Raw genomic sequence first — 19,694 nt, 5'->3', positions numbered from 1 at the left:
TTACCTGCTGGGGGGTGGAGGGGTGTTGCTGGTGCGGGTGGTCGAGTTCACCACCCGCACCAAATACCGGTTGCCCGGTTGGAGTTCTACTTGGCTACGGTGATCGAGTCGATCGCCTTGGCAGCCTTCTCAGCGATGGCCGCCGAGATTGGGGCGTTGCCGGCCGAGTCCTGTGCGGCCTTCTGGCCCTCATCGGAAACTACATAGTTGCCGAAGGCCTTGACCAAGTCCACAGTGGCCTGGTCCTTGTAGCTGCTGCAGAAGATGTGGTAGGAAACCAGCACGATGGGGTAGGTTCCGGCTTCGGTGGTGTCGCGCTTCAGATCCAGCGCGAGGTCGTTCTCGGAAGCACCTTCAACCGGGGTTGCGGCATCCAGCGCCTTGGCAGCAGCCTCGGCAGAGATCTTGGTGTACTCGTCGCCCACCTTGACGTTCACGGTGGACAGCTTGCCCACTGCAGAGTGGTCAGCGTAGGTGATGGCGCCGTTGGTGGAGGTGGTGGTCGAAACCACGCCGGAGGTGCCCTTGGCGTTCTCCGACTGGATGTCGCTTGGCCAGTCGCCGGACACGTCGTAGGTCCAGACATCGCCTGCGGCAGCCTTCAAGTACTCGACGAAGTTCTCGGTGGTGCCGGACTCGTCATTGCGGTGGACCACGGTGATGGCGGTGTCAGGCAGGTCCACATCCGGGTTCTGCTTGGCGATGGCCTCATCGTTCCACTTGGTGATTTCCTTCTTGAACACCTTGGCGATGGTGTCGGCATCCATGTTGATCTCATCGACGCCTTCAAGGTTGAAGGCGATCGCGATCGGGGAAACGTAGGCCGGAATGTTGAAGGCGCCATCCGGGCCGCAAACTTCCTTGGCCTTCTGCGCTTCGTCCTCCTTCAGGTAGGCGTCCGAGCCTGCGAACTGTGCTCCACCAGCCAAGAAGGCTTCGCGGCCTGCACCCGAGCCGTCTGGCGAGTACTGCACGGTGGCGCCCGAGTTGGCTGCCTTGAAGCCGGTGCTCCATGCTTCCATGGCCGAGTTCTGGCTGGAAGCACCGATACCGGTCAAGGTGCCAGTGACGCCAGCTGCGGACGAGCCGGCTGCGCTCTCAGAGCTGGCAGCGGTTGGATTGTCTGAACCGCAAGCGGTCAGTGCGATTGCCGCGACAGAAAGGACGGCAGCTGCACTGCCAAGGCGATTGAGCTTCACGAGTTGTACTCCCCATGTTGAATACTAAATGTAAGAAACTTTTCAGCGGATTCTGCCCCGCTTCATCTATGACGGTAAAGAGCCAAGGTAACCAGCTCCCCCGGCGAAGGTGAACAAGAGGTTAACAGCTTCTACGCCGGCTGGTGATCCTGCTCACGGAAGCAATATGGGCGCATGTTCATCGGCTTCGCGGCTGGTCCGTGGGAGACTGTGCCTATGGCTATTGGGAGCACGCCGAAGCGGATGCCGGCAAAGGTTACCGGCTTCCTCGCCGCGCGAAACCGCTCGGGGCTGCTGCGCGCGCGCAATTCGCTGCCGAGAATCCTGCGCATGACCCTGGGCGCCATTGGCGCTTTCTGGATTGCAGAGAGCATCTGGGGACACACGCAGCCCATTTTTGCCGCCACCAGCGCCTTGATCTCCCTGGGCTTCGGCGCCTCCACCACGGTGCGCAAAACCGCCGAAGTAGCCCTTGGGTGCACCCTCGGCGTGGCCCTGGGCGATACCTTGATGCACTGGTTCGGCCAGGGAATCTGGCAGGCAGCCCTGGTGATGTCGCTGAGCCTGGTTGTCGCCCGCTACCTGGATTCGGGCACCATCTTCTCCACCCAGCTGGGCATGCAATCGGCACTGGTGGTGCTGCTGCCGATCAGCGTCGACGGCCCTTTTGCCAGATCCATCGACGCACTGACCGGGTCCCTGCTGGCCCTGCTGGTCATCGTCTTCTGGCCCACCGACCCGCGCCGCACCCCGGTCGCGGCGCTCAGCGAGCTGTTCAAGGAACTCTCCGAAGCGATCCTCGAATGCTCGTGGGCGATCCGCGACGATGACCGCCGTTCGGCGTTCCATGCGCTGATCAAGGCCCGGGGAACCCAGAAGCATCTCGATCAGCTGCCCGGCGCCTTCAGCGTGTCCAAGGAGATCGCGACCATTTCCCCCGCCGGCCGCCGGCACCGCCACGAACTGAACCGGCTCTCCGAACGCTTCAACCATTACGACTGGACCGCCCGCAACTTGCGCGTTTTTGCCCGCCGGCTGGCTTCGGTGCTCAGCAACGGGGCCTTGACCCCGCAGGGCGCCCAAGCCCTGGCACCGCTGCTGCGCGAAGTCTCGGAGGCGGCGAACTCGTTGTCCCACTCGGTGCGCGAGCAAACCGTTGCCGGGCAGCGGAAATATGAAAAGGCCGCCGTGCTGCAGCTTGAAAATGCCGCGGCGCAGCTTGATCCGCAAGCCTTGGGAGTTGAAGGCTTGCAGGGTGAAGGGCTGGTGCTGCTGCTGCGCCCGATGATCGTGGATCTCCTGGAAGCGGCCGGGCGCAACCATGATGAGGCCATCGAAGCCCTGCCCAAGCTGTCTTGAGCAATTTTGTCCTCCCGGCTCGATAGCATGGGCCTATGGCCAAAACCTCCACGCGCAGCAAGTCCTCGCCCACATTCAAATGCTCTGAATGCGGCTGGACCACCATCAAATGGGTGGGACGCTGCGGCGAATGCCAGGCGTGGGGCACCGTTGAAGAAGTAGGCGTCGTTTCGGCGCGCACCGTGGCCGCGGCCAAGGTGGCGCATCCGGCCAAGCCCATCGCCCAGATCGACGGTTCCGAAGCGGCCTTCCGCCCCAGCGGCGTCTCCGAGCTGGACCGCGTGCTGGGTGGCGGGCTGGTCCCGGCCGCCGCCATCCTGCTGGCCGGCGAGCCGGGTGTCGGCAAGTCCACGCTGCTGCTGGATGTGGCGGCCAAGGCCGCGCAAACCGGGCTTCGGGTGCTCTACCTGACCGGCGAGGAATCAGCCGCCCAGGTCAAATCCCGTGCCGAGCGCATCAATGCCATTGCCGACACCCTGTACCTGGCCGCCGAAACAGACCTCGCATTGGCCCTGGGGCAGATCCAGGAAATCGATCCGCAGCTGCTGATCCTCGACTCGGTGCAGACCTTCTCCTCCGCAGAAATCGACGGGGCGGCCGGCGGTGTCTCCCAGGTGCGCGAGGTGGCCGCCTCGATCATCAACGCCGCCAAGACCCGCGCCATGTCCACCATCATGGTGGGGCATGTGACCAAGGAAGGCTCGGTTGCCGGACCCCGCTTGCTCGAGCACCTGGTGGATGTGGTCTGCCAATTCGACGGCGAGAAGCATTCGCGCCTGCGCATCCTGCGCGCGCTGAAGAACCGCTACGGCGCCACCGACGAGGTGGGCTGCTTCGACTTGAACGAAGACGGCATCGAGTCCCTGACCGACCCGTCAAAGCTCTTTGTCACCCGCACCCGCACTCCGGTTCCCGGCACCTGCATCACGGTGACCCTGGAGGGCCGCCGCCCCCTGGTGGCGGAAGTGCAGACCTTGCTCTCGCGCAGCAACGCCCCGGCTGCCCGCCGTGCCACCAGTGGACTGGACGCGGCTCGAGCGCAAATGGTGGTCGCGGTATTGCAGGCGCGGGCGCATATGGATTTATCCGCCATGGACTCCTACATCGCCACGGTCGGCGGAGTGAAAATCGCCGAGCCTGCCTCGGATTTGGCCTGCGCTCTGGCCCTGGCCTCCTCGATGAACGAGTTCCCGCTGCCGCAGGATTTTGTGGCCTTCGGCGAGGTGGGGCTGGCCGGCGAGGTGCGCCAGGTGCCCGAGATCTCCCGCCGCATCACCGAGGCGCAGCGCCTGGGCTTCTCCTTTGCGATGGCCCCGGCCACCCCCGAACCGCTGAAGAACATCCCCGACGGGATCCGTGTTTTCCAGGTGGAGAACATTGCCCAGGCCCTGGATATCGCCTTCGCCCAGCGGCAGAAGCCAGCACGATAAACTAGAGTGTTGCCGCCCGCCGAAAGGACGCACGTTGAAAGCGAACTCATCCCCCGGTTTTCTTGCCATTCTGGCCCAGATCGCCCCGGGCACCGAACTTGCCCAGGGGCTCGAGCGCATCCAGCGCGGCCGCACCGGCGCCCTGATCGTGCTGGGACATGACAAGGTGGTTGAATCCGTCAGCTCCGGCGGGTTCAGGATCAACACCGAATACACCCCCACCCGCCTTCGCGAACTGGCCAAAATGGACGGGGCGATCATCCTTGATGGCACCGCCCGCCAGATCCTGCAGGCCGGGGTGCAGCTGATGCCCGACGCGCGGATCGACACCCAGGAATCAGGCACGCGCCACCGGACCGCAGAACGCGTGGCGGCGCAGACCGGGTTCCCGACCATCTCGGTGTCCCAGTCCATGCAGACCATCACGCTCTATGCCGCCGGCGAGCGCCACGTGCTGGAACCTGCCGAGCGGCTGCTGGCGCGAGGCAACCAGGCCATCGCCACCCTGGAGCGCTACCGGCACCGGCTGGACCAGGTCACCAGCGCCCTGTCGGCTGCGGAAATCGAGGATGTGGCCACCGCCCGCGAAGTATTGGCGGTGTTGCAGCGCACCGAAATGCTGCGGCGCACCAGCGAGGAAATCTCCCGCAACGTCCTGGAGCTGGGCATCGACGGGCGCCTGCTGGCCGCCCAGCACGCGGAATTGCTCTCCGGCATCCAGATCGACAACCAGCTGCTGATGCACGACTATGCGCAGGCCGAAGGCCAGGAACTGGATATCGACGTCGCCCTCGAGCGCCTGCACGAGGTCTCCGACGCGCAGCTGATCGACCTTGAGCCCCTGGCCAAGATCCTGTTCCCGCAGGGCACCATCGGACAGGACGACCAGCTCACGCCCAAGGGCTACCGGCTGCTTTCGCAGATTCGAACGGTGCCCAAGGCCATTGGCGACCGGCTGGTGGCGTCCTTCGATAATTTGCAGCTGCTGATGGCGGCGTCGACCACCGCGCTGATGGAAATCGAGGGCGTCGGCGAACAGCGTGCCCGTTCCATCCGCGAAGGACTGGCCCGCATGGCCGAGTCCTCGCTGCTGGACCGCTACATCTAGGGGGCTACTCCAGGGTGAAGCTCACCGGTTCGGATTCGATTTCCCCGATGGCCGCGGTGAACTTGTAGGTGCCCGGGCGCGGCTGCACGCTCACGGCTTTGCAGCCCGGGGCCGAGCGATCGCGATTCCAGGTGAAGCGGGCATTCTCCTTCTGCCCGGGGGCGAAGACCAGCTGGACGTCCTCGCCGTTTTGCAGGCAGTCCACGGTGGAGAAGACCCTGTCGGCGCCGCTGGAGATCAGGAATTCCTGCATGCTGGTGCCCACGTTCAGTTCGCACTCGCGCTTGGAGGTATTTTCGACGCCCAGGATCAGTACCGGCTTTTTGCCCGCGGCATAGCTCTTCGCGTCCGTGGAGGCGGTGACCTTGACTTCGCCCGCCTTGCACTTCTTGCCCGCATCCTGATCGGAGTCCGGGCTTTGGGCAGGCGCGCTGGACTGCGCCGTGGGGGCAGTCGCTGCAGGATCTTCTGGATCCGGTGACAGCAAGCCGGCAATGGCGGCAATGCCCCAGATAATCAAGCCCACCAGTACCAAGGCGATCACCGCGAAGGTGATGCGCCGGCGCCGATAGACGCTGGCTGGAAGCTTTCCCCCTGATGCATTGCTCATGGCTTAAGGCTAGTTCATTGGCGTCCGGGAACCCGGTAATGGCAGGGGAATCGAGGCAATGAAGCGTCGTTGGCTACAGTGGTGTGGTGCAACAAATCCATCGCCAAATCAATCAGTGGTACCAGAAGAACTCCCGGGACCTGCCGTGGCGCAAAGAAGGCGTGAGCGGCTGGGAGGTGATGGTCAGCGAATTCATGCTGCAGCAGACCCCCGTGGTGCGTGTTTTGCCGGTCTGGGAGGAATGGATGCGCCGCTGGCCGCGGCCGCAAGACCTGGCTGGCGAACCGCTGTCCGAAGCGCTCAAGGCCTGGGGCCGGCTGGGATATCCACGCCGGGCCCAGCGCTTGCATGCCGCCGCCGTGGAAATCACCACCGAGTACAACGGCCAGGTGCCGCGCACCGAAGACGCGTTGCGGGCCTTGCCGGGCGTCGGGGACTATACGGCTGCGGCTATCGCCTGTTTTGCCTTTGGCGAGCCAACCGTGGTGGTTGATACCAATATCCGCCGGGTTCACGCCAGGCTCTTTGGCGGCATGGCCCTGCCCGAGCCCAGCCCGCGCGCCAGCGAATTTGCCCGCGCCCGGCAGGTGCAGCCCGAGGATGCCGAGCAGGCCAATGCGTGGAACATCTCGGTGATGGAGCTCGGTGCGCTGGTGTGTACCGCGCGCAGCCCCAAATGCGATTCCTGCCCGGTCTTCGAGCACTGCGCATGGATTGCGGCCGGGCAGCCGGCCCCGCACTACACTCCCAAGGGCCAGGCCTGGAAGGGCACCGACCGCCAGGTGCGCGGAGCGATCATGGCGGTCCTGCGCGAGCATGAGCATCCGGTGCCGCAGGCTTCCTTCCTGGCGGACCTTGGCGGGCAGGAGCATCCCGCCTATGTGGCGCTGGAAAAATTGCAGGCCGAATCCCAGCAGCGCGAGCGGGCACTAGCCGGATTGCTCAAGGACGGGCTGGCAGTGCTCGAGGATGGCGGCGTGCGCCTGCCATCCTAGCTATGCTTGGCGCATGAACGATTCGGTTGACCCGGCCGCTGCCGCACAGCAGGCGGCACGGCACCCGCTCTTTGAGCGCTTGGCCCGGCTGGGCTACGTCGCCAACGGCATTTTGCACGCCACCTTGGGGGTGCTCGCTTCCGTGGTGGCCACCGGCGGCAAGGCCCAGGCCGATCAAAGCGGTGCCATGCGGGCGCTATCGGCCCAGCCCTTTGGTGTTGCGCTGCTGTGGATCTGTGCCATCGGAGCCCTCTTATTGGGGCTGTGGTCGCTGGCGCAGCTGCTGCTGCCCGGGAAGAAAACGCGGGAACGGCTCAAGCTTGCGGGCACCGGGCTGGTCTTTTTGGCCGCAGGGTTCACCTTTGGCCGTTTTGGCATGGGCAATCCCAGCGACTCGGAGCACACCGCCACCAGTCTCAGCGGCGAGCTGATGAAGTCCTTGGCCGGCAGGGCGGCACTGGTGGCTCTCGGTGCGGTGCTGCTGGTGATGGCCGGCTACTACATCTACAAGGGCGCCAGCAGAAAGTTCCTTGATGACTTGCACCGCTCCAGCCGGCGCGAAATCTCTTGGGCGGTCAGGTATTCCGGGATGATCGGCTACCCGGCCAAGGGGCTGGTTCTTGGCGCCCTGGGATTGCTGTTCATTGTGGCCACCGTCCAGGGCGATCCCGAAGAAGCTGGCGGCATCGATGGCGCGCTCAAGGCGATCCGCGACCAGGATCATGGTTCGGTGGCCTTGGGCGCCATCGCCGCTGGGCTGATCAGCTATGCCTTGTACCTGATATTGCGGGCCCGCTATGACCGGATGGACTAGCCGGGGCTAGTCCAGGGTGATGATCATGCGGGTATTGCCCAGGGTGTTGGGCTTGACCCGGGCCAGGTCCAGGAATTCGGCGACGCCCTCATCGCGTGAGAGCAGGATTTCCTGGTACACCGAGGGGTCCACGGCGCTTTGATCGGCCATCACGGAAAAGCCTTGGCGCTCGAAGAAGGACACTTCGAAGGTCAGGCAGAAGACGCGGGCCACTCCTACCGCCTTGGCCCGGCGCAGCAGTTCCTGCAGCAGCACATGGCCCACGCCCATGCCGCGCACCTGATCGGAGGTGGCCAGGGTGCGGATCTCGGCAATATCTTCCCAGATCACGTGCAGGCCGCCGCAACCAACAACATTTCCGTCCGCGTCTTGGGCTATGACGAATTCCTGGATGGACTCGTAATAGGTGACCGCTTCCTTATCCAGCAAGATGCGCTCTTCGGCCAGCGGCCGGACAAGGTCGCGAATGGCCGGGACATCACTGGTTTTGGCGGAGCGGACGGTAAAAGTATTCACCTTTCAAATCCTATGCCCGATGGCCGGCAGATCCGAAGCCGGTGCCGGATATGTCATAGTGCCCGGGAAGCAGGCTCGCCGGTGCAAGAACTTGGCTAGAATCGCGGTAGCGCCTAGCAAAGGATGAGGATGACAGCCAGAGAAGCACGCCCCGGATTCGGGCTGCTGGCCATCCTCCTGGCAGCCGTCGGCATTGCTCCGCTGCTGAGCTATGGGCTGAACGCCACCAGCGACCTGGTGATCCGCGACCTGGGCATCAGCGAATCCCAGTTCGGGCTCTTGGCTACGGTCTGCTTTGGCTGCGCTGCCATTGGCAATCTGGCGTTCGGGAAATTCTCCGATGCACAGCCCGATGCCCGGTTGATGCTGATCATCTTTGGCACCGCGGCCCTGGCCATGGGCTTGGCTGCGGTGGATGCCGGGTATGCGCTGCTGTTCGCGGCGTCGGGGATCGCTGGCTTCGCGCAATCTTTTCCCAATGGGGTGACCAACCGGATCCTGGCCCAGCGCGTGCCCAGCGCCTGGCGCATTGGCTGGACCGGAATCAAGCAGTCCGGCGTGCAGGTCTCCCAGCTGGTGGGCAGCCTCGCCTTCCCCGTATTGGCCGCGTTCATCGGCTGGCAGGGCGCCTCCTTGGCCGGGGCGGTGGTGGCCGCTGGCCTGGCGCTGCTGGCACTGCGCGTTCTCAAGTCCGCCCCGTTGCTCGCGGCCCCGGCGCCCGGCAAGAGCAGCCGGAGCGGCACGGAGAACAGCGAGCCGGCAGCCGGCGCGGCAGCCTCCACCCGGTTCATCATCTACGCTTTGAGCCTTTTCGGGTTCATCAACGGTGTGGGCGTGCAGGCCACCAACGTCTATTTGGCGCTGTTTGCGGTGCGCGAATTGGACTTCTCGCTGGTGGCCGGCGGGCTGACCGCTGCCGTGGCCGGGATCGTGGGGGTCAGCGCACGGGTTGGCTGGGGGCAGATGATGTCCCGCGGAGTGGCCGCGCCCAAGCTGCTGCTTCTATTGGCGCTGCTGGCCACCTGTGGCGGCACGAGTTTCCTGCTGGCCCAGCAGCTGCATTCGCCGATTCTGCTCTGGGTTGCGGTGGCACTGCACGGTGCCTCGGCACTCGGGGTCTCCGTGGTGCTGATGGCGGCGCTGCTCCGCGTGGTTCCGGCCAGCCGCTTGGGCAGCTCCAGCGGCCTGGTCTCAGCAGGGCAATTCGGCGGCTTCACCGTCGGGCCCTTGGCCATGGGGCTTCTGGTTGCTTCTCCTGGCGGTTTCACCGCAGGCTGGATCTGCGTTATCGGGGTGTACCTGTGCTGCACGCTGCTGGGCGCCTTCCTGGTCCTGCGTTCGGCGCGGAGGCGATAGCCCATGGATAACCAGGCACTGAAGGTTCTGGCTCATCTTCGCCGGGCCAAGGACCTGATGGACCGGCACTACGATCAGCCGCTGGATGTCCCGGCGATGGCCAGCAAGGCAGTGATGTCCCCCGCGCACTTTTCGCGCGAGTTCAAGCGGGCCTACGGCGAGACACCCTATTCCTACCTGCTGACCCGGCGCATTGAACGGGCCATGCACCTGCTGCGCTCCGGGGCCTCGGTCACCGATGCCTGCATGCAGGTTGGCTGGAGCTCCCTGGGTTCTTTCAGCACGCGCTTCACCGAGGTTGTCGGCGAGACGCCCACCGCCTACCGGGAACGCGATCACGAGGATTCGGAACATATTCCGGCGTGCATTGCCAAGATCCTGTTGCGGCCTTCGAGATTCTGAGCAGTTTTGAAGAAGCCGTGGACAGTGTCCAGCTTCTAAGCTGAATCCATGGCAAATATTTCAGTTCAGCATTTCCCGCTCATCGTTCTCGACGTGGATGAAGCCCTGGCTTTCTACCGCGACGGCTTGGGCCTCGAGGTCGTTTCAGATGTCGCCAACGGCGACTTCCGCTGGGTCTCGCTTGGCGTTCCAGGGCAGCCCGGCTTGAATATCGTGCTCTCCGCTCCGGGCGCCGGCCGCTCGGACGCGGATGCACAGGTCATTGCGGAGCAGGTGGCCAAGGGCGCCTTCGGGCCATTGGTCTTTTCCGTGGCTGACCTTGATTCGCTCTTCGAGTCGCTGTCGGCCAGTGGCGCCGAGGTGCTGCAGGAGCCGGCTCTCCAGCCGTGGGGCCCGCGCGACTGCGCATTCCGCGACCCCTCGGGCAACATGATCCGCATCAACCAGGCAGCATAGGAGCACAAGATGGCAAACGAAGAAAAGACCGGCTTCAGCGACGCCGAGAAAGCCGCGATGAAGGATCGCGCAGCAGAGGTCAAGGCGACGAAGAAGCGCATGACCAAGGCGGAGAAGGCCGCCGCGGCCCTGGCCGCGGTGGAAGAAAAGATCGCCTCCTATGAGGGCACCGACAAGGTGCTGGCCCAAGCGCTGCATCGGATCATCACCTCAACGGCGCCCGAGCTGGAACCCAGAACCTGGTACGGGATGCCGGCCTACGCCCTGGACGGCAACATCCTGTGCTTCATCCAGGATGCGGCCAAGTTCGGTGCCCGCTACCTGACCCTGGGCTTCAACGATGCGGCGAAGCTGGATGACGGGACCATGTGGGCCACATCCTTCGCCATCACCTCATTGGATGGGCAGCAGGAGCAGATGATTGCGCGGCTGGTCAGCAAGTCCGTGGGACGCTAGCTGCGCGCCACTAAGGTCACACCGGCTTCGGCATACCACGTATCCCCTGAACGCGTCATAAAGTGAATGTGCTCTCATGTGTGATGGCTCCCTTGGAAATGGGAAGCCATCACTCGTCGGAGCACTCAATGATCCATAATCACTGGCTTTAGTGGTCAATACGCCAAGTATGCTTAGCACGCAGTAAAACGACTTCTTCAAGTTCTTCAGACTATGGATTTCTAGCTTGATTCATCCGTAACATCGTATTCCTCATGAAACGCATCTTCCGAGCCAGGCAGGCTCGGATGATAGGGAACTACTAGCCAATTGGCCCAGGCAGCCGGGCGCATAGGCCAAGCATCCACAAGCCATTTAGGTGGTTTCGTCTCATAACCAACTGTGACTCGCTTGGCCTTCAGATCCCAGAAAGAAGCTCCGGGATCAAATATGCGGATACCCTCCAAGTACAGGAACTTAAAGGGCAGACATTGTGAAGCCTTCACAATGTCCTTGAGTGATGCTACTGAGATGAAGCTGACTATCTCAGGCCATTGATTTGACGGAGGGGAAACGTGAACTGTACCCGAGTTCTCAACGTTAAGTTCTTTCAAGGCTGATAGCTTTTCCCAAGCAGATCGAGTTTTGGACTGCGTCAATTTACGCAATGTCACCGTATTCAGCGCACTGGGGGCCAATCCAAGAATGTCCATTGGAGCGCCTTCAAGTTCCAAAAATTGCAAATCAGGACTTTGGATCAGGGCCTCGCTCACACCCTTAACATACGTGGCAATGACTCGTACCAATGGAAGCTTGGATACATTTCCCTCGACGTCGAGAAGCGCCTGATTCTTCGCGTAGATGCTAATTACTTTCAAGTCGCGGAGTTGGCTTATCCCGGTGAGGTCAACGAACGGTTCTGAGTCGTCTGGCTCATCGAGTATGAAGTTGATGACCCCAACGTCAGGGTGAACCGCTTTCATCTCATCAGAAAAGCGGCCGTCTTCGGGCAGCTTGCGAATACGTACACACGTTAGCTTCTCGGCCCGATCGCTCCCAAGCCGGATTCTTTCCCGTTGAACGTTCCAAACGAGACCTGTATCAGATTCAAACCTTGCGGACATGATTTCCCATTCGCATCTGGCTAGCTTGGCCGGCAATGCCTGCTAGACAGTACCATGCCCTATGGCGGCGTGACCACGATCTGCTCCCTGCCCTAAGAAACAGCAGACACTTAGTTATCCGAGCAGGAGATTCTACGCCCCGAGTGTTTCCTGCTTTGCGCGTGGCAACGACCACGCCAGGACCGGAGCCGAGAGCCCAAATGCGACGACTAGCCCAAGCAGCCCCATGCCCACGGGCAGGGAACCAGCTTCCTGCGCTTGTCGCCCCATCACGGTTACGAGCATGGATGCGCCCAGTGAAAGAATGCCGAACCCTGCCGCGAGGAAGCACACGACGATGGCCTTGGGACCTGGATACCAATGCCCCAGGGAATAGAAGTCCCGATAGGCCAAAATGCCGATCAGCAAGCTGATGGGTGCGACTGAGCCAATGACCAGGGCTGCAGGCCACAGCGGGCCATATCCGGCGCCGTCGGGGCCCGCATGCCGAGCCAGCTGGCCGGGCAATAGCGGTCGCAGCACTGCATAAAGCACGGCATAGGCCACGATTGCCAGGCCCGAAATGACAATTAATCGGCCGATTCCGCTTCGCTTCATGGAGTCAGCCTACGATAAATGGAATTAAAGTCAACGAGCCGCGGAACCAGTTTCATCTGGTTCCGCGGCTCGTGGCTAGTCAGGTGCTGCGCTTAGCTTTCCAGCGCAGCCGGTGCCGGCTCGCCTTCCAGCTGGCCGGTGCCGCCCTCGGCGTGGAAGACGAACTTCTGCTCCGCTCCCTCGCCTTCGACGTCCACCGTGACCTTCTGTCCGGCAAGGATCTGGCCGAAGAGGATCCGCTCGGAGAGCTGGTCTTCGATATCGCGCTGGATGGTGCGGCGCAACGGACGGGCACCCATGGCTGGGTCGTAGCCGCGCTGTGCCAGCAGGCTGCGGGCAGCCTGGGTCAGCTCGATCGTCATGTCGCGTTCCTTCAAGCGCTTGGCCAAGCGGCCAACAAACAGGTCGACGATCTCTTCGATCTCGTCCTGGTTCAGCTGCGGGAAGACCACGGTGTCATCAACACGGTTCAGGAATTCAGGGCGGAAGTGCTGGCGCAGCTCTTCCTGGACCTTGGCCTGCATCCGCTCATAACCGGTCTTGGTATCCGCGGCCGACTGGAAGCCGGTCATCACACCCTTGGAGATGTCGCGGGTACCGAGGTTGGTAGTCATGATGATGATGGTGTTCTTGAAGTCCACCACGCGACCCTGGGAGTCGGTCAAGCGGCCGTCTTCCAGAATCTGCAGCAGCGAGTTGAACAGGTCGGCGTGGGCCTTCTCCACCTCGTCGAAGAGCACCACGGAGAACGGACGGCGGCGGACCTTCTCGGTCAGCTGTCCGCCTTCTTCGTAGCCGACGTAGCCTGGAGGGGCACCGAACAGGCGGGAAACGGTGTGCTTCTCCGAGTATTCGGACATGTCCAGGGTGATCAGCGCGTCTTCCTCGCCGAAGAGGAACTCTGCCAGCGCCTTGGCCAGCTCGGTCTTGCCGACACCGGTTGGGCCGGCGAAGATGAACGAGCCGCCTGGGCGGTTTGGATCCTTCAGGCCTGCACGGGTGCGGCGGATCGCCTGGGAGATGGCCTTGATCGCCGAATCCTGGCCGATCACGCGCTTGTGCAGTTCGTCTTCCATGTTCAGCAGGCGCGAGGACTCTTCCTCGGTCAGCTTCACTACCGGGATGCCGGTGGAGTTTGCCAGAACTTCGGCAATCAGCTCTTCGGTGACCTCGGATACTTCATCCATGTCACCGTTGCGCCACGACTTTTCCTTTTCGTTGCGCGCCTCGATGAGCTTGGACTCCTTGTCGCGCAGCGAAGCGGCGCCTTCGAAGTCCTGAGCGTCGATCGCCGCTTCTTTCTCCAGGCGTACGGTCGCGATCTCCTCGTCCATTTCCTTCAGGGCAGGAGGGGCGGTCATGCGCTGGATGCGCAGGCGGGCACCGGCTTCATCGATCAGGTCCACTGCCTTGTCTGGCAGGAAGCGGTCCGAGATGTAGCGGTGGGCCAGCGTTGCGGCAGCCTGCAGCGCGCCATCGGTGATGGTCACGCGGTGGTGTGCCTCGTAGCGATCGCGCAGGCCGCGCAGGATCTGCGTGGTCAGCTCAACCGAAGGCTCCTTGACCTGGATCGGCTGGAAGCGGCGCTCGAGCGCGGCATCCTTCTCGATGTTCTTGCGGTACTCGTCAAGGGTGGTGGCGCCAATGGTCTGCAGCTCTCCACGAGCCAGCATGGGCTTGAGGATCGAGGCAGCGTCAATAGCGCCTTCGGCGGCACCGGCACCCACGAGGGTGTGGATCTCGTCGATGAACAAGATGATGTCGCCACGGGTGCGGATCTCCTTGAGAACCTTCTTCAGGCGCTCTTCGAAGTCACCGCGGTAGCGCGAGCCGGCCACCAGGGAACCGAGGTCCAAGGTGTACAGCTGCTTGTCCTTGATGGTTTCTGGCACGTCGCCGCGGACGATCGACTGGGCCAGGCCCTCGACGACAGCGGTCTTGCCAACACCAGGCTCGCCGATCAGCACCGGGTTGTTCTTGGTGCGGCGTGAGAGGACCTGCATGACGCGTTCCATCTCGTGCTCGCGGCCAATCACCGGATCGAGCTTGCCTTCGCGGGCTGCGGCGGTGAGGTTGCGGCCGAACTGGTCCAGTACTGCTGAACCAGCCGGGGTGCCTTCCTGCTGCCCGCCCGAGCTGACACCAGCGGAGGCAGTTTCCTTGCCGCCCTGGTAGCCCGAGAGCAGCTGAATGACCTGCTGGCGCACGCGGCCGAGGTCAGCACCCAGCTTCACCAGCACCTGGGCGGCTACGCCCTCGCCTTCGCGGATCAGGCCGAGCAGGATGTGCTCGGTCCCAATGTAGTTATGTCCCAGCTGCAATGCTTCGCGCAGCGACAATTCCAAGACCTTCTTGGCGCGAGGAGTGAACGGGATGTGACCGGAAGGCGCCTGCTGGCCCTTGCCGATAATCTCCTGAACCTGCTCACGTACGGCACCCAGCGAAATATTCAGCGACTCGAGCGCTTTTGCGGCTACACCGTCACCTTCGTGGATTAGGCCGAGCAGCAGGTGCTCGGTGCCGATGTAATTGTGGTTGAGCATGCGCGCCTCTTCTTGGGCGAGCACGACAACTCGACGGGCACGGTCGGTAAATCTCTCAAACATCTTCGGCACACTCCTTGCTTACCAATAATTCGATGCTACGCATCTAGCGCCTTCAATTCGCCCTTGTTCGCCACGGGGATAACCCGATCAGTTGCGTCAGCCCTGATTACCGGCTCCGGGAAACGGGAGCGAATGCATTTTAGTTATTGCACAAACACTATTATCTTCAACCAAATTAAATGGATATATCACGGTCGCCGTTATAAGAAAATGAGTCGGCACATAGAATGTGCCGACTCATTTGAAGTCTATCTGCAACCGAATGAATTACTTCGTGCGGTTGCGACCGCCTTTGCGCATTGCAGCATTGTAGGCATCTACAACTTCTGCATTAAGGCGCCCGCGGGCATTGACCTTAATATTATTCTCTTTTGCCCAGGCGCGAATAGCTGGAGCTTCGCTGGTTGCAGTCTGCTTCGACGAACGCGCAGCTTCTACATACGGTTCAATAGCCGCGTGGAATTGTGCAGCATGCTCGTCGTTCAAATCAATTTCGAAGTGCTGGCCAGCAACACTAAAAGCAATTGATTCGGTTGCTTCGCTACCATCAATATCATCAATCAGGGCAATTTGAACCTGACGTGCCATCTGAGGATTCCTCCGAGCTTGAATGTGCTGGACTATCTGGTTTGAACCCACCAGTCCTTTTCAATGTTCAAGCCTATACAAATAACGCCTGGGAATTCTAATTCTGATCAGAATTCACAAGATTCTTTCAGGAATACCCTAATTCTCGTTAGACTGATTATTGGAATCCGAACGATTTTGAATAAGCGCATCGGCTTCCGCTTCGGCTTGGCGCTCTTTTCGGTCCGCGTTTGTAATAACTTTCATCACGTACCAAAAAAGCAACGCCAGGCAGATAGTCGGAACAATTGCCTCGATATATGGCATTTCTATGCCTCCGGCTTGAGCAGTGGGAAGAGAATGGTTTCGCGGATGCCTACATTGGTAAAGAGCATCACCAGGCGGTCAATGCCCAAACCGATGCCGCCCATTGGTGGGGCACCATATTCCAAGGCACGCAGGAAGTCTTCATCGAGCTGCATCGCTTCGGGATCGCCGCCGGCTGCCAGCAGGGACTGCTCGGTGAGGCGCTCGCGCTGGATGACCGGGTCGATCAGCTCGGAGAACGCGGTTCCGCGTTCCATGCCGCCGATGATCAGGTCCCAGGCCTCGATAACCCCTGGCTTCGAGCGGTGCGGACGAGCCAATGGCTGGGCCAGCGGCGGGTAGTCGCAGACGAAGGTCGGGTCGATCAAGGTCGGTTCGACGATCTCGCCGAACAGCTCAATCACCAGCTTCTGGGCACCCCAGGCAGGATCGATCTTGACTTCGTGCTTTTCGGCAATTTCGCGCAGCACCGAAGCCTCGGTGTCCGGGGTGATCTCGACGCCCACGGCCTCGGACAGGCCCGGGTACACGCTGAGCCAGCGCCATTCGCCATCCAGGTTGGCGGTGCCCTTGGGGGTCTCGATGCTGCGGCCAGCTCCGATGGCGTCGGCTGCATTGAGGATGATCTCCTTGATGCGGTCGGCCATGACGTACTGGTCTGCGTAGGCTTCGTAGGATTCAAGGGTGGTGAATTCCGGCGAGTGGGTCGAGTCGACGCCTTCGTTGCGGAAGATGCGTCCAACCTCGAACACGCGGTCCACGCCGCCGACAACGCAGCGCTTGAGGTAGAGCTCGGTGGCGATGCGCAGGGTCATTTCCTGGTCAAAAGCGTTCAGGTGGGTCTTGAATGGACGGGCCGAAGCACCACCGTGGACCAGCTGCAGCATCGGGGTCTCAACCTCGACGTAGTTGTGGTTCTCGAGGGTGTTGCGCACGGCGCGAACAATTGCTGCGCGCTTGTAGACCATCTCGCGGGCTTCATTGCGCACGATCAGATCAGCGTAGCGCTGGCGAACACGGGTTTCCTCGTTCAGGTCGGCATGCAGCACCGGCAATGGGCGCAGGGCCTTGGAAGCCATCTCGAATGCATCTGCCATGATCGACAGCTCGCCGCGGCGGGAGGAAATCACCTTGCCGCTGACAAAGACGTGGTCACCCAGGTCGACCAGGGACTTCCACGCAGCCAGGCGCTCTTCGCCGACATTGGCCAGCGACAGCATGACCTGCAGGCGCACGCCTTCGCCCTTGGGGCCGCCCTCCTGCAAGGTGGCGAAGCACAGCTTGCCGGTATTGCGCATGAACACGATGCGGCCGACAACGCCCACCACATCTTCGGTTTCTTCGCCGGCTTCGAGGTGCTCGTATTTGTCGCGGATTTCCAGCAGGGAGTGGGTGCGGGCCACACCCACAGGGTAGGCTTCCTCACCCTTGGCCAAGAACTGGTTGCGCTTATCGGCACGAACCTGTCGCTGGTCGTTGGGATCAATGGGCTGTGCGGGATTATTTTCGGAAGTCACAATAGTCCATTCTACGTGTCATTGTGCACGGATAAAGCCCATCATGATCAGACTTACACCCCGAAGTTCAGCCAGCGACGACGGCAGGGCACCGGAAAAGCGAACTTTCCGATGCCCTGCCAGAGTGTTTTGATTATTACCAGATTTCAACGCGCTGCGCTGGATCCAGCCACATGCCATCCCCCGGCTTCGTGCCGAAGGCCTCGTGGAATGCCTCGAGGTTCTTGGGAACCTGGTTGCAGCGGAATTCGCCCGGCGCGTGCGGGTCGGTGCGCACCCGGACCACAGCGGTTTCCGGACGGATGAGGGTGCGCCAGCATTCGGCCCAGGAGTAGAAGAAGCGCTGGTCGCCGGTGACACCGTCGATCACCTCGTCCTCGGTGATTCCGCGGGCCGCGAGCTCGAGCTTGTACGCCTTATAGGCGATGCCCAATCCACCCAAGTCGCCAATGTTTTCACCCAAGGTCAGGGCGCCATTGACATTGTGCTCCGGCGCTTCGGTAGGCGAGAGCGCGTTGTACTGTTCTACCAGCTTGCCGGTGAGCTTCTCGAAAGCGGCCCGGTCATCATCGGTCCACCAATTGGTCAGCTGGCCGCTGCCGTCAAACTGCGATCCCTGGTCATCAAAGCCGTGGCCGATCTCGTGTCCGATCACTGCGCCGATGGCGCCGAAGTTCGAGGCGATATCCCGGTCCACATCAAAGAACGGCAAGCGCAGGATGGCTGCGGGGAAGGCGATCTCGTTCAGCAGCGGGTGGTAGTAGGCGTTCACCGTCTGCGGGTACATGAACCACAGCTCGCGATTAACGCCGTCGTCGATCTTCTTCAGCTCGCGCTTGAATTCGAATTCGTTGGCGGATGCCAGGTTGGCGATGACGTCCAGCTCATCGGTGGTGATGGACGAGTAGTCGATCCACTCGTTCGGGTAGCCGATCTTCGGGCGGAACTTCGAGAGCTTGTCCAGCGCCTTTTCAATGGTCTGCTCACCCATCCACGACAGCTCGCCAATGGAGATCCGGTAGGCCTCGATCAGACGCTGCACCAGCTGGTCCATGGCGGCTTTGGCTTCTGGCGGGAAATTCTCGGCAACGTAAAGCTGGCCGATATCTTCGCCGACCGCGCCTTCGGTGAAGGCGACACCACGCTTCCAGCGGTCCTTGATCTGCTCCACCCCGCCGAGCTTGGCGGAATAGAAGGAGAAGTTCTCATTCACGAAGTCGCTGGAGAGGTAGGGCGCGAAGGAACGCAGCACCTGCACACGCAGCCAGTTCTTCCATGCTTCCAGCGGCTGCTCGGCGACTAGTCCTGAGAGCCCCTCGAGGTAGCTTGGCTGCCAAACGACAACTTCCCCATAGTAGTTGGCATCGATTCCGGCACCAGACAGCCACTCTTTCAGCCCGGCGAAGAGGTCAAAGAGCTGCTCGCCGCTCAAGAGGTTGTAGCGGGCCTGGGCATCGCGGACCTTGACCCTGTCCCAGTGGTATTCGGCGATGGCGGTTTCGAGCTCGACAACTTGAGCCGCGGCTTCCTCGGCGCCGTCAAAGCCGCCAAGGCTGAGCAGGCGCACCAGGTGCTCACGGTAATCGGAGACGGTCTCTGCCAGTTGCTCGTCGTGGTAGTAGGACTCGTCCGGAAGGCCCAGGCCGCCTTGGAGGAAGGTCAGCAGGTTGCGCTCCGGATTGCCCGCATCATTCATGGCCCCGATCTCGAGGAATCCGCTGATGCCCTTGCGGTAGAACGAGCCAGAGAGTTCAAGCAGGGATTCGACGCTTTGGATTTCGGAGATGGCCTGCAGGTATCCGGCGATCGGTCCCGCACCGCGCTCTTCGATGACTGCTTCATTCATGAATGAGCCATACAGGTGGGCGATGCGTTGTGTTGCTCCATCGGTGGCTGAGCCCGACTCGTAGGCCTGGACCGCTTCCTTGATAATGGCGTGAACTGCGTCTTCTGCCTGGTCGCGCAGTTCCATGAAGGAACCGTAGATCCCCTGGTCTCCGGGGATAGTGGCGGTTTCGAACCACTTGCCGTTGCTGTGGCGGTAGAGATCGTCCTGGGGACGAATCGAATCGTCGCGATAGCGCAGCGGGCTCGTTGTCTCAGTAGTCAAAGCAGGGCTCCCTCGGTAGCAGATCTCGTTTTATCTACTACACACTGTAACCAGTTCCCCGATGAAATAGAGCGTGAGTACCAATGGTGCGCGGACGGCTTAAACAGGTTTGGGCCCTGACACAAACTGTGTCAGGGCCCAAACCACATATTATTCAAGTTAAGTC

General features: G+C 61.7%; 19 protein-coding genes. 9 read left to right on the top strand and 10 right to left on the bottom strand.

The genetic code is table 11. The features are described 5' to 3' along the window. Positions 1–86 precede the first annotated feature (86 nt). Entirely contained in the window at positions 87–1,199 is a 1,113-nt protein-coding gene (gene pstS / locus H6F58_RS16855; protein ID WP_060700236.1) for a phosphate ABC transporter substrate-binding protein PstS, read from the bottom strand. Positions 1,200–1,415: 216 nt separating this feature from the next. Between pstS and H6F58_RS16850 the strand changes: the two genes are divergently transcribed. Genes H6F58_RS16850 through disA form a run of 3 tightly spaced genes read left to right on the top strand, consistent with a single transcriptional unit; the run spans position 1,416 to position 5,096 of the window. Next, the gene (locus tag H6F58_RS16850; protein ID WP_060703240.1) at positions 1,416–2,558 is read left to right on the top strand and encodes an FUSC family protein; all 1,143 of its coding nucleotides are present in this window, start codon (positions 1,416–1,418) and stop codon (positions 2,556–2,558) included. Between the two features lie 35 nt (positions 2,559–2,593). Then, positions 2,594–3,988, top strand: a complete 1,395-nt coding sequence (gene radA, locus H6F58_RS16845) for a DNA repair protein RadA (RefSeq protein ID WP_060700235.1) — start codon at positions 2,594–2,596, stop codon at positions 3,986–3,988. A 34-nt stretch (positions 3,989–4,022) separates the two neighbouring features. Further along, positions 4,023–5,096: a DNA integrity scanning diadenylate cyclase DisA gene (gene disA / locus H6F58_RS16840; RefSeq protein ID WP_060700234.1), complete on the top strand. Its 1,074-nt coding sequence runs from the start codon at positions 4,023–4,025 to the stop codon at positions 5,094–5,096. 4 nt (positions 5,097–5,100) lie between these two features. Here disA and H6F58_RS16835 read toward each other — a convergent pair whose 3' ends face one another. Continuing rightward, positions 5,101–5,706 carry a hypothetical protein gene (locus H6F58_RS16835; RefSeq protein ID WP_146277305.1) on the bottom strand — a complete coding sequence of 202 codons (606 nt, stop codon included), beginning with the start codon at positions 5,704–5,706 and terminating at the stop codon, positions 5,101–5,103. Between the two features lie 86 nt (positions 5,707–5,792). Here H6F58_RS16835 and H6F58_RS16830 point away from each other — a divergent pair, with 86 nt between their 5' ends. Continuing rightward, entirely contained in the window at positions 5,793–6,701 is a 909-nt protein-coding gene (locus H6F58_RS16830; RefSeq protein WP_146278241.1) for an A/G-specific adenine glycosylase, read from the top strand. A 13-nt stretch (positions 6,702–6,714) separates the two neighbouring features. Continuing rightward, a complete protein-coding gene (locus H6F58_RS16825; protein WP_171918977.1) occupies positions 6,715–7,515 on the top strand; it encodes a DUF1206 domain-containing protein in 801 nt (266 codons plus the stop codon). Positions 7,516–7,521: 6 nt separating this feature from the next. On the opposite strand, the gene H6F58_RS16820 is transcribed toward H6F58_RS16825, so the two are convergent. Beyond that, positions 7,522–8,031 (bottom strand): amino-acid N-acetyltransferase, encoded by a 510-nt coding sequence (locus H6F58_RS16820; protein WP_060700231.1) that lies wholly within the window; start codon positions 8,029–8,031, stop codon positions 7,522–7,524. A 129-nt stretch (positions 8,032–8,160) separates the two neighbouring features. On the opposite strand from H6F58_RS16820, the gene H6F58_RS16815 reads away from it, so the two are divergent. From H6F58_RS16815 to H6F58_RS16800, 4 genes are read left to right on the top strand one after another with little or no spacing between them, the layout of a single operon-like run. Next, positions 8,161–9,387: an MFS transporter gene (locus H6F58_RS16815; protein ID WP_195182206.1), complete on the top strand. Its 1,227-nt coding sequence runs from the start codon at positions 8,161–8,163 to the stop codon at positions 9,385–9,387. Positions 9,388–9,390: 3 nt separating this feature from the next. After that, positions 9,391–9,789, top strand: a complete 399-nt coding sequence (locus tag H6F58_RS16810) for an AraC family transcriptional regulator (RefSeq protein WP_146277300.1) — start codon at positions 9,391–9,393, stop codon at positions 9,787–9,789. Positions 9,790–9,837: 48 nt separating this feature from the next. Further along, positions 9,838–10,245: a VOC family protein gene (locus H6F58_RS16805; protein WP_146277298.1), complete on the top strand. Its 408-nt coding sequence runs from the start codon at positions 9,838–9,840 to the stop codon at positions 10,243–10,245. A gap of 9 nt (positions 10,246–10,254) precedes the next feature. After that, positions 10,255–10,701 carry a DUF1801 domain-containing protein gene (locus H6F58_RS16800; protein WP_146277296.1) on the top strand — a complete coding sequence of 149 codons (447 nt, stop codon included), beginning with the start codon at positions 10,255–10,257 and terminating at the stop codon, positions 10,699–10,701. Positions 10,702–10,922: 221 nt separating this feature from the next. On the opposite strand, the gene H6F58_RS16795 is transcribed toward H6F58_RS16800, so the two are convergent. The 7 genes from H6F58_RS16795 to H6F58_RS16765 all read right to left on the bottom strand — a co-directional run bounded on the left by H6F58_RS16795 (position 10,923) and on the right by H6F58_RS16765 (position 19,528). Beyond that, positions 10,923–11,804 carry a hypothetical protein gene (locus H6F58_RS16795; protein ID WP_146277294.1) on the bottom strand — a complete coding sequence of 294 codons (882 nt, stop codon included), beginning with the start codon at positions 11,802–11,804 and terminating at the stop codon, positions 10,923–10,925. A gap of 132 nt (positions 11,805–11,936) precedes the next feature. Continuing rightward, complete coding sequence (locus tag H6F58_RS16790; protein WP_195182205.1) at positions 11,937–12,401, bottom strand: hypothetical protein; 465 nt, start codon at positions 12,399–12,401, stop codon at positions 11,937–11,939. A 92-nt stretch (positions 12,402–12,493) separates the two neighbouring features. Next, positions 12,494–15,007: an ATP-dependent Clp protease ATP-binding subunit gene (locus tag H6F58_RS16785; RefSeq protein WP_060700225.1), complete on the bottom strand. Its 2,514-nt coding sequence runs from the start codon at positions 15,005–15,007 to the stop codon at positions 12,494–12,496. A gap of 267 nt (positions 15,008–15,274) precedes the next feature. Continuing rightward, positions 15,275–15,595, bottom strand: a complete 321-nt coding sequence (locus H6F58_RS16780) for an Lsr2 family protein (protein WP_022876972.1) — start codon at positions 15,593–15,595, stop codon at positions 15,275–15,277. Positions 15,596–15,733: 138 nt separating this feature from the next. Then, entirely contained in the window at positions 15,734–15,901 is a 168-nt protein-coding gene (locus H6F58_RS16775; RefSeq protein ID WP_186467995.1) for a hypothetical protein, read from the bottom strand. Positions 15,902–15,903: 2 nt separating this feature from the next. Then, a complete protein-coding gene (lysS, locus tag H6F58_RS16770) occupies positions 15,904–17,418 on the bottom strand; it encodes a lysine--tRNA ligase (protein ID WP_146277290.1) in 1,515 nt (504 codons plus the stop codon). Between the two features lie 136 nt (positions 17,419–17,554). After that, positions 17,555–19,528 carry a M13-type metalloendopeptidase gene (locus H6F58_RS16765; protein ID WP_146277288.1) on the bottom strand — a complete coding sequence of 658 codons (1,974 nt, stop codon included), beginning with the start codon at positions 19,526–19,528 and terminating at the stop codon, positions 17,555–17,557. Positions 19,529–19,694: the final 166 nt, after the last annotated feature.

This window comes from Glutamicibacter sp. FBE19 (genome assembly GCF_015524875.1).
GTDB lineage: Bacteria > Actinomycetota > Actinomycetes > Actinomycetales > Micrococcaceae > Glutamicibacter > Glutamicibacter halophytocola.
This window is presented reverse-complemented; position numbering and strand designations above follow the sequence as displayed.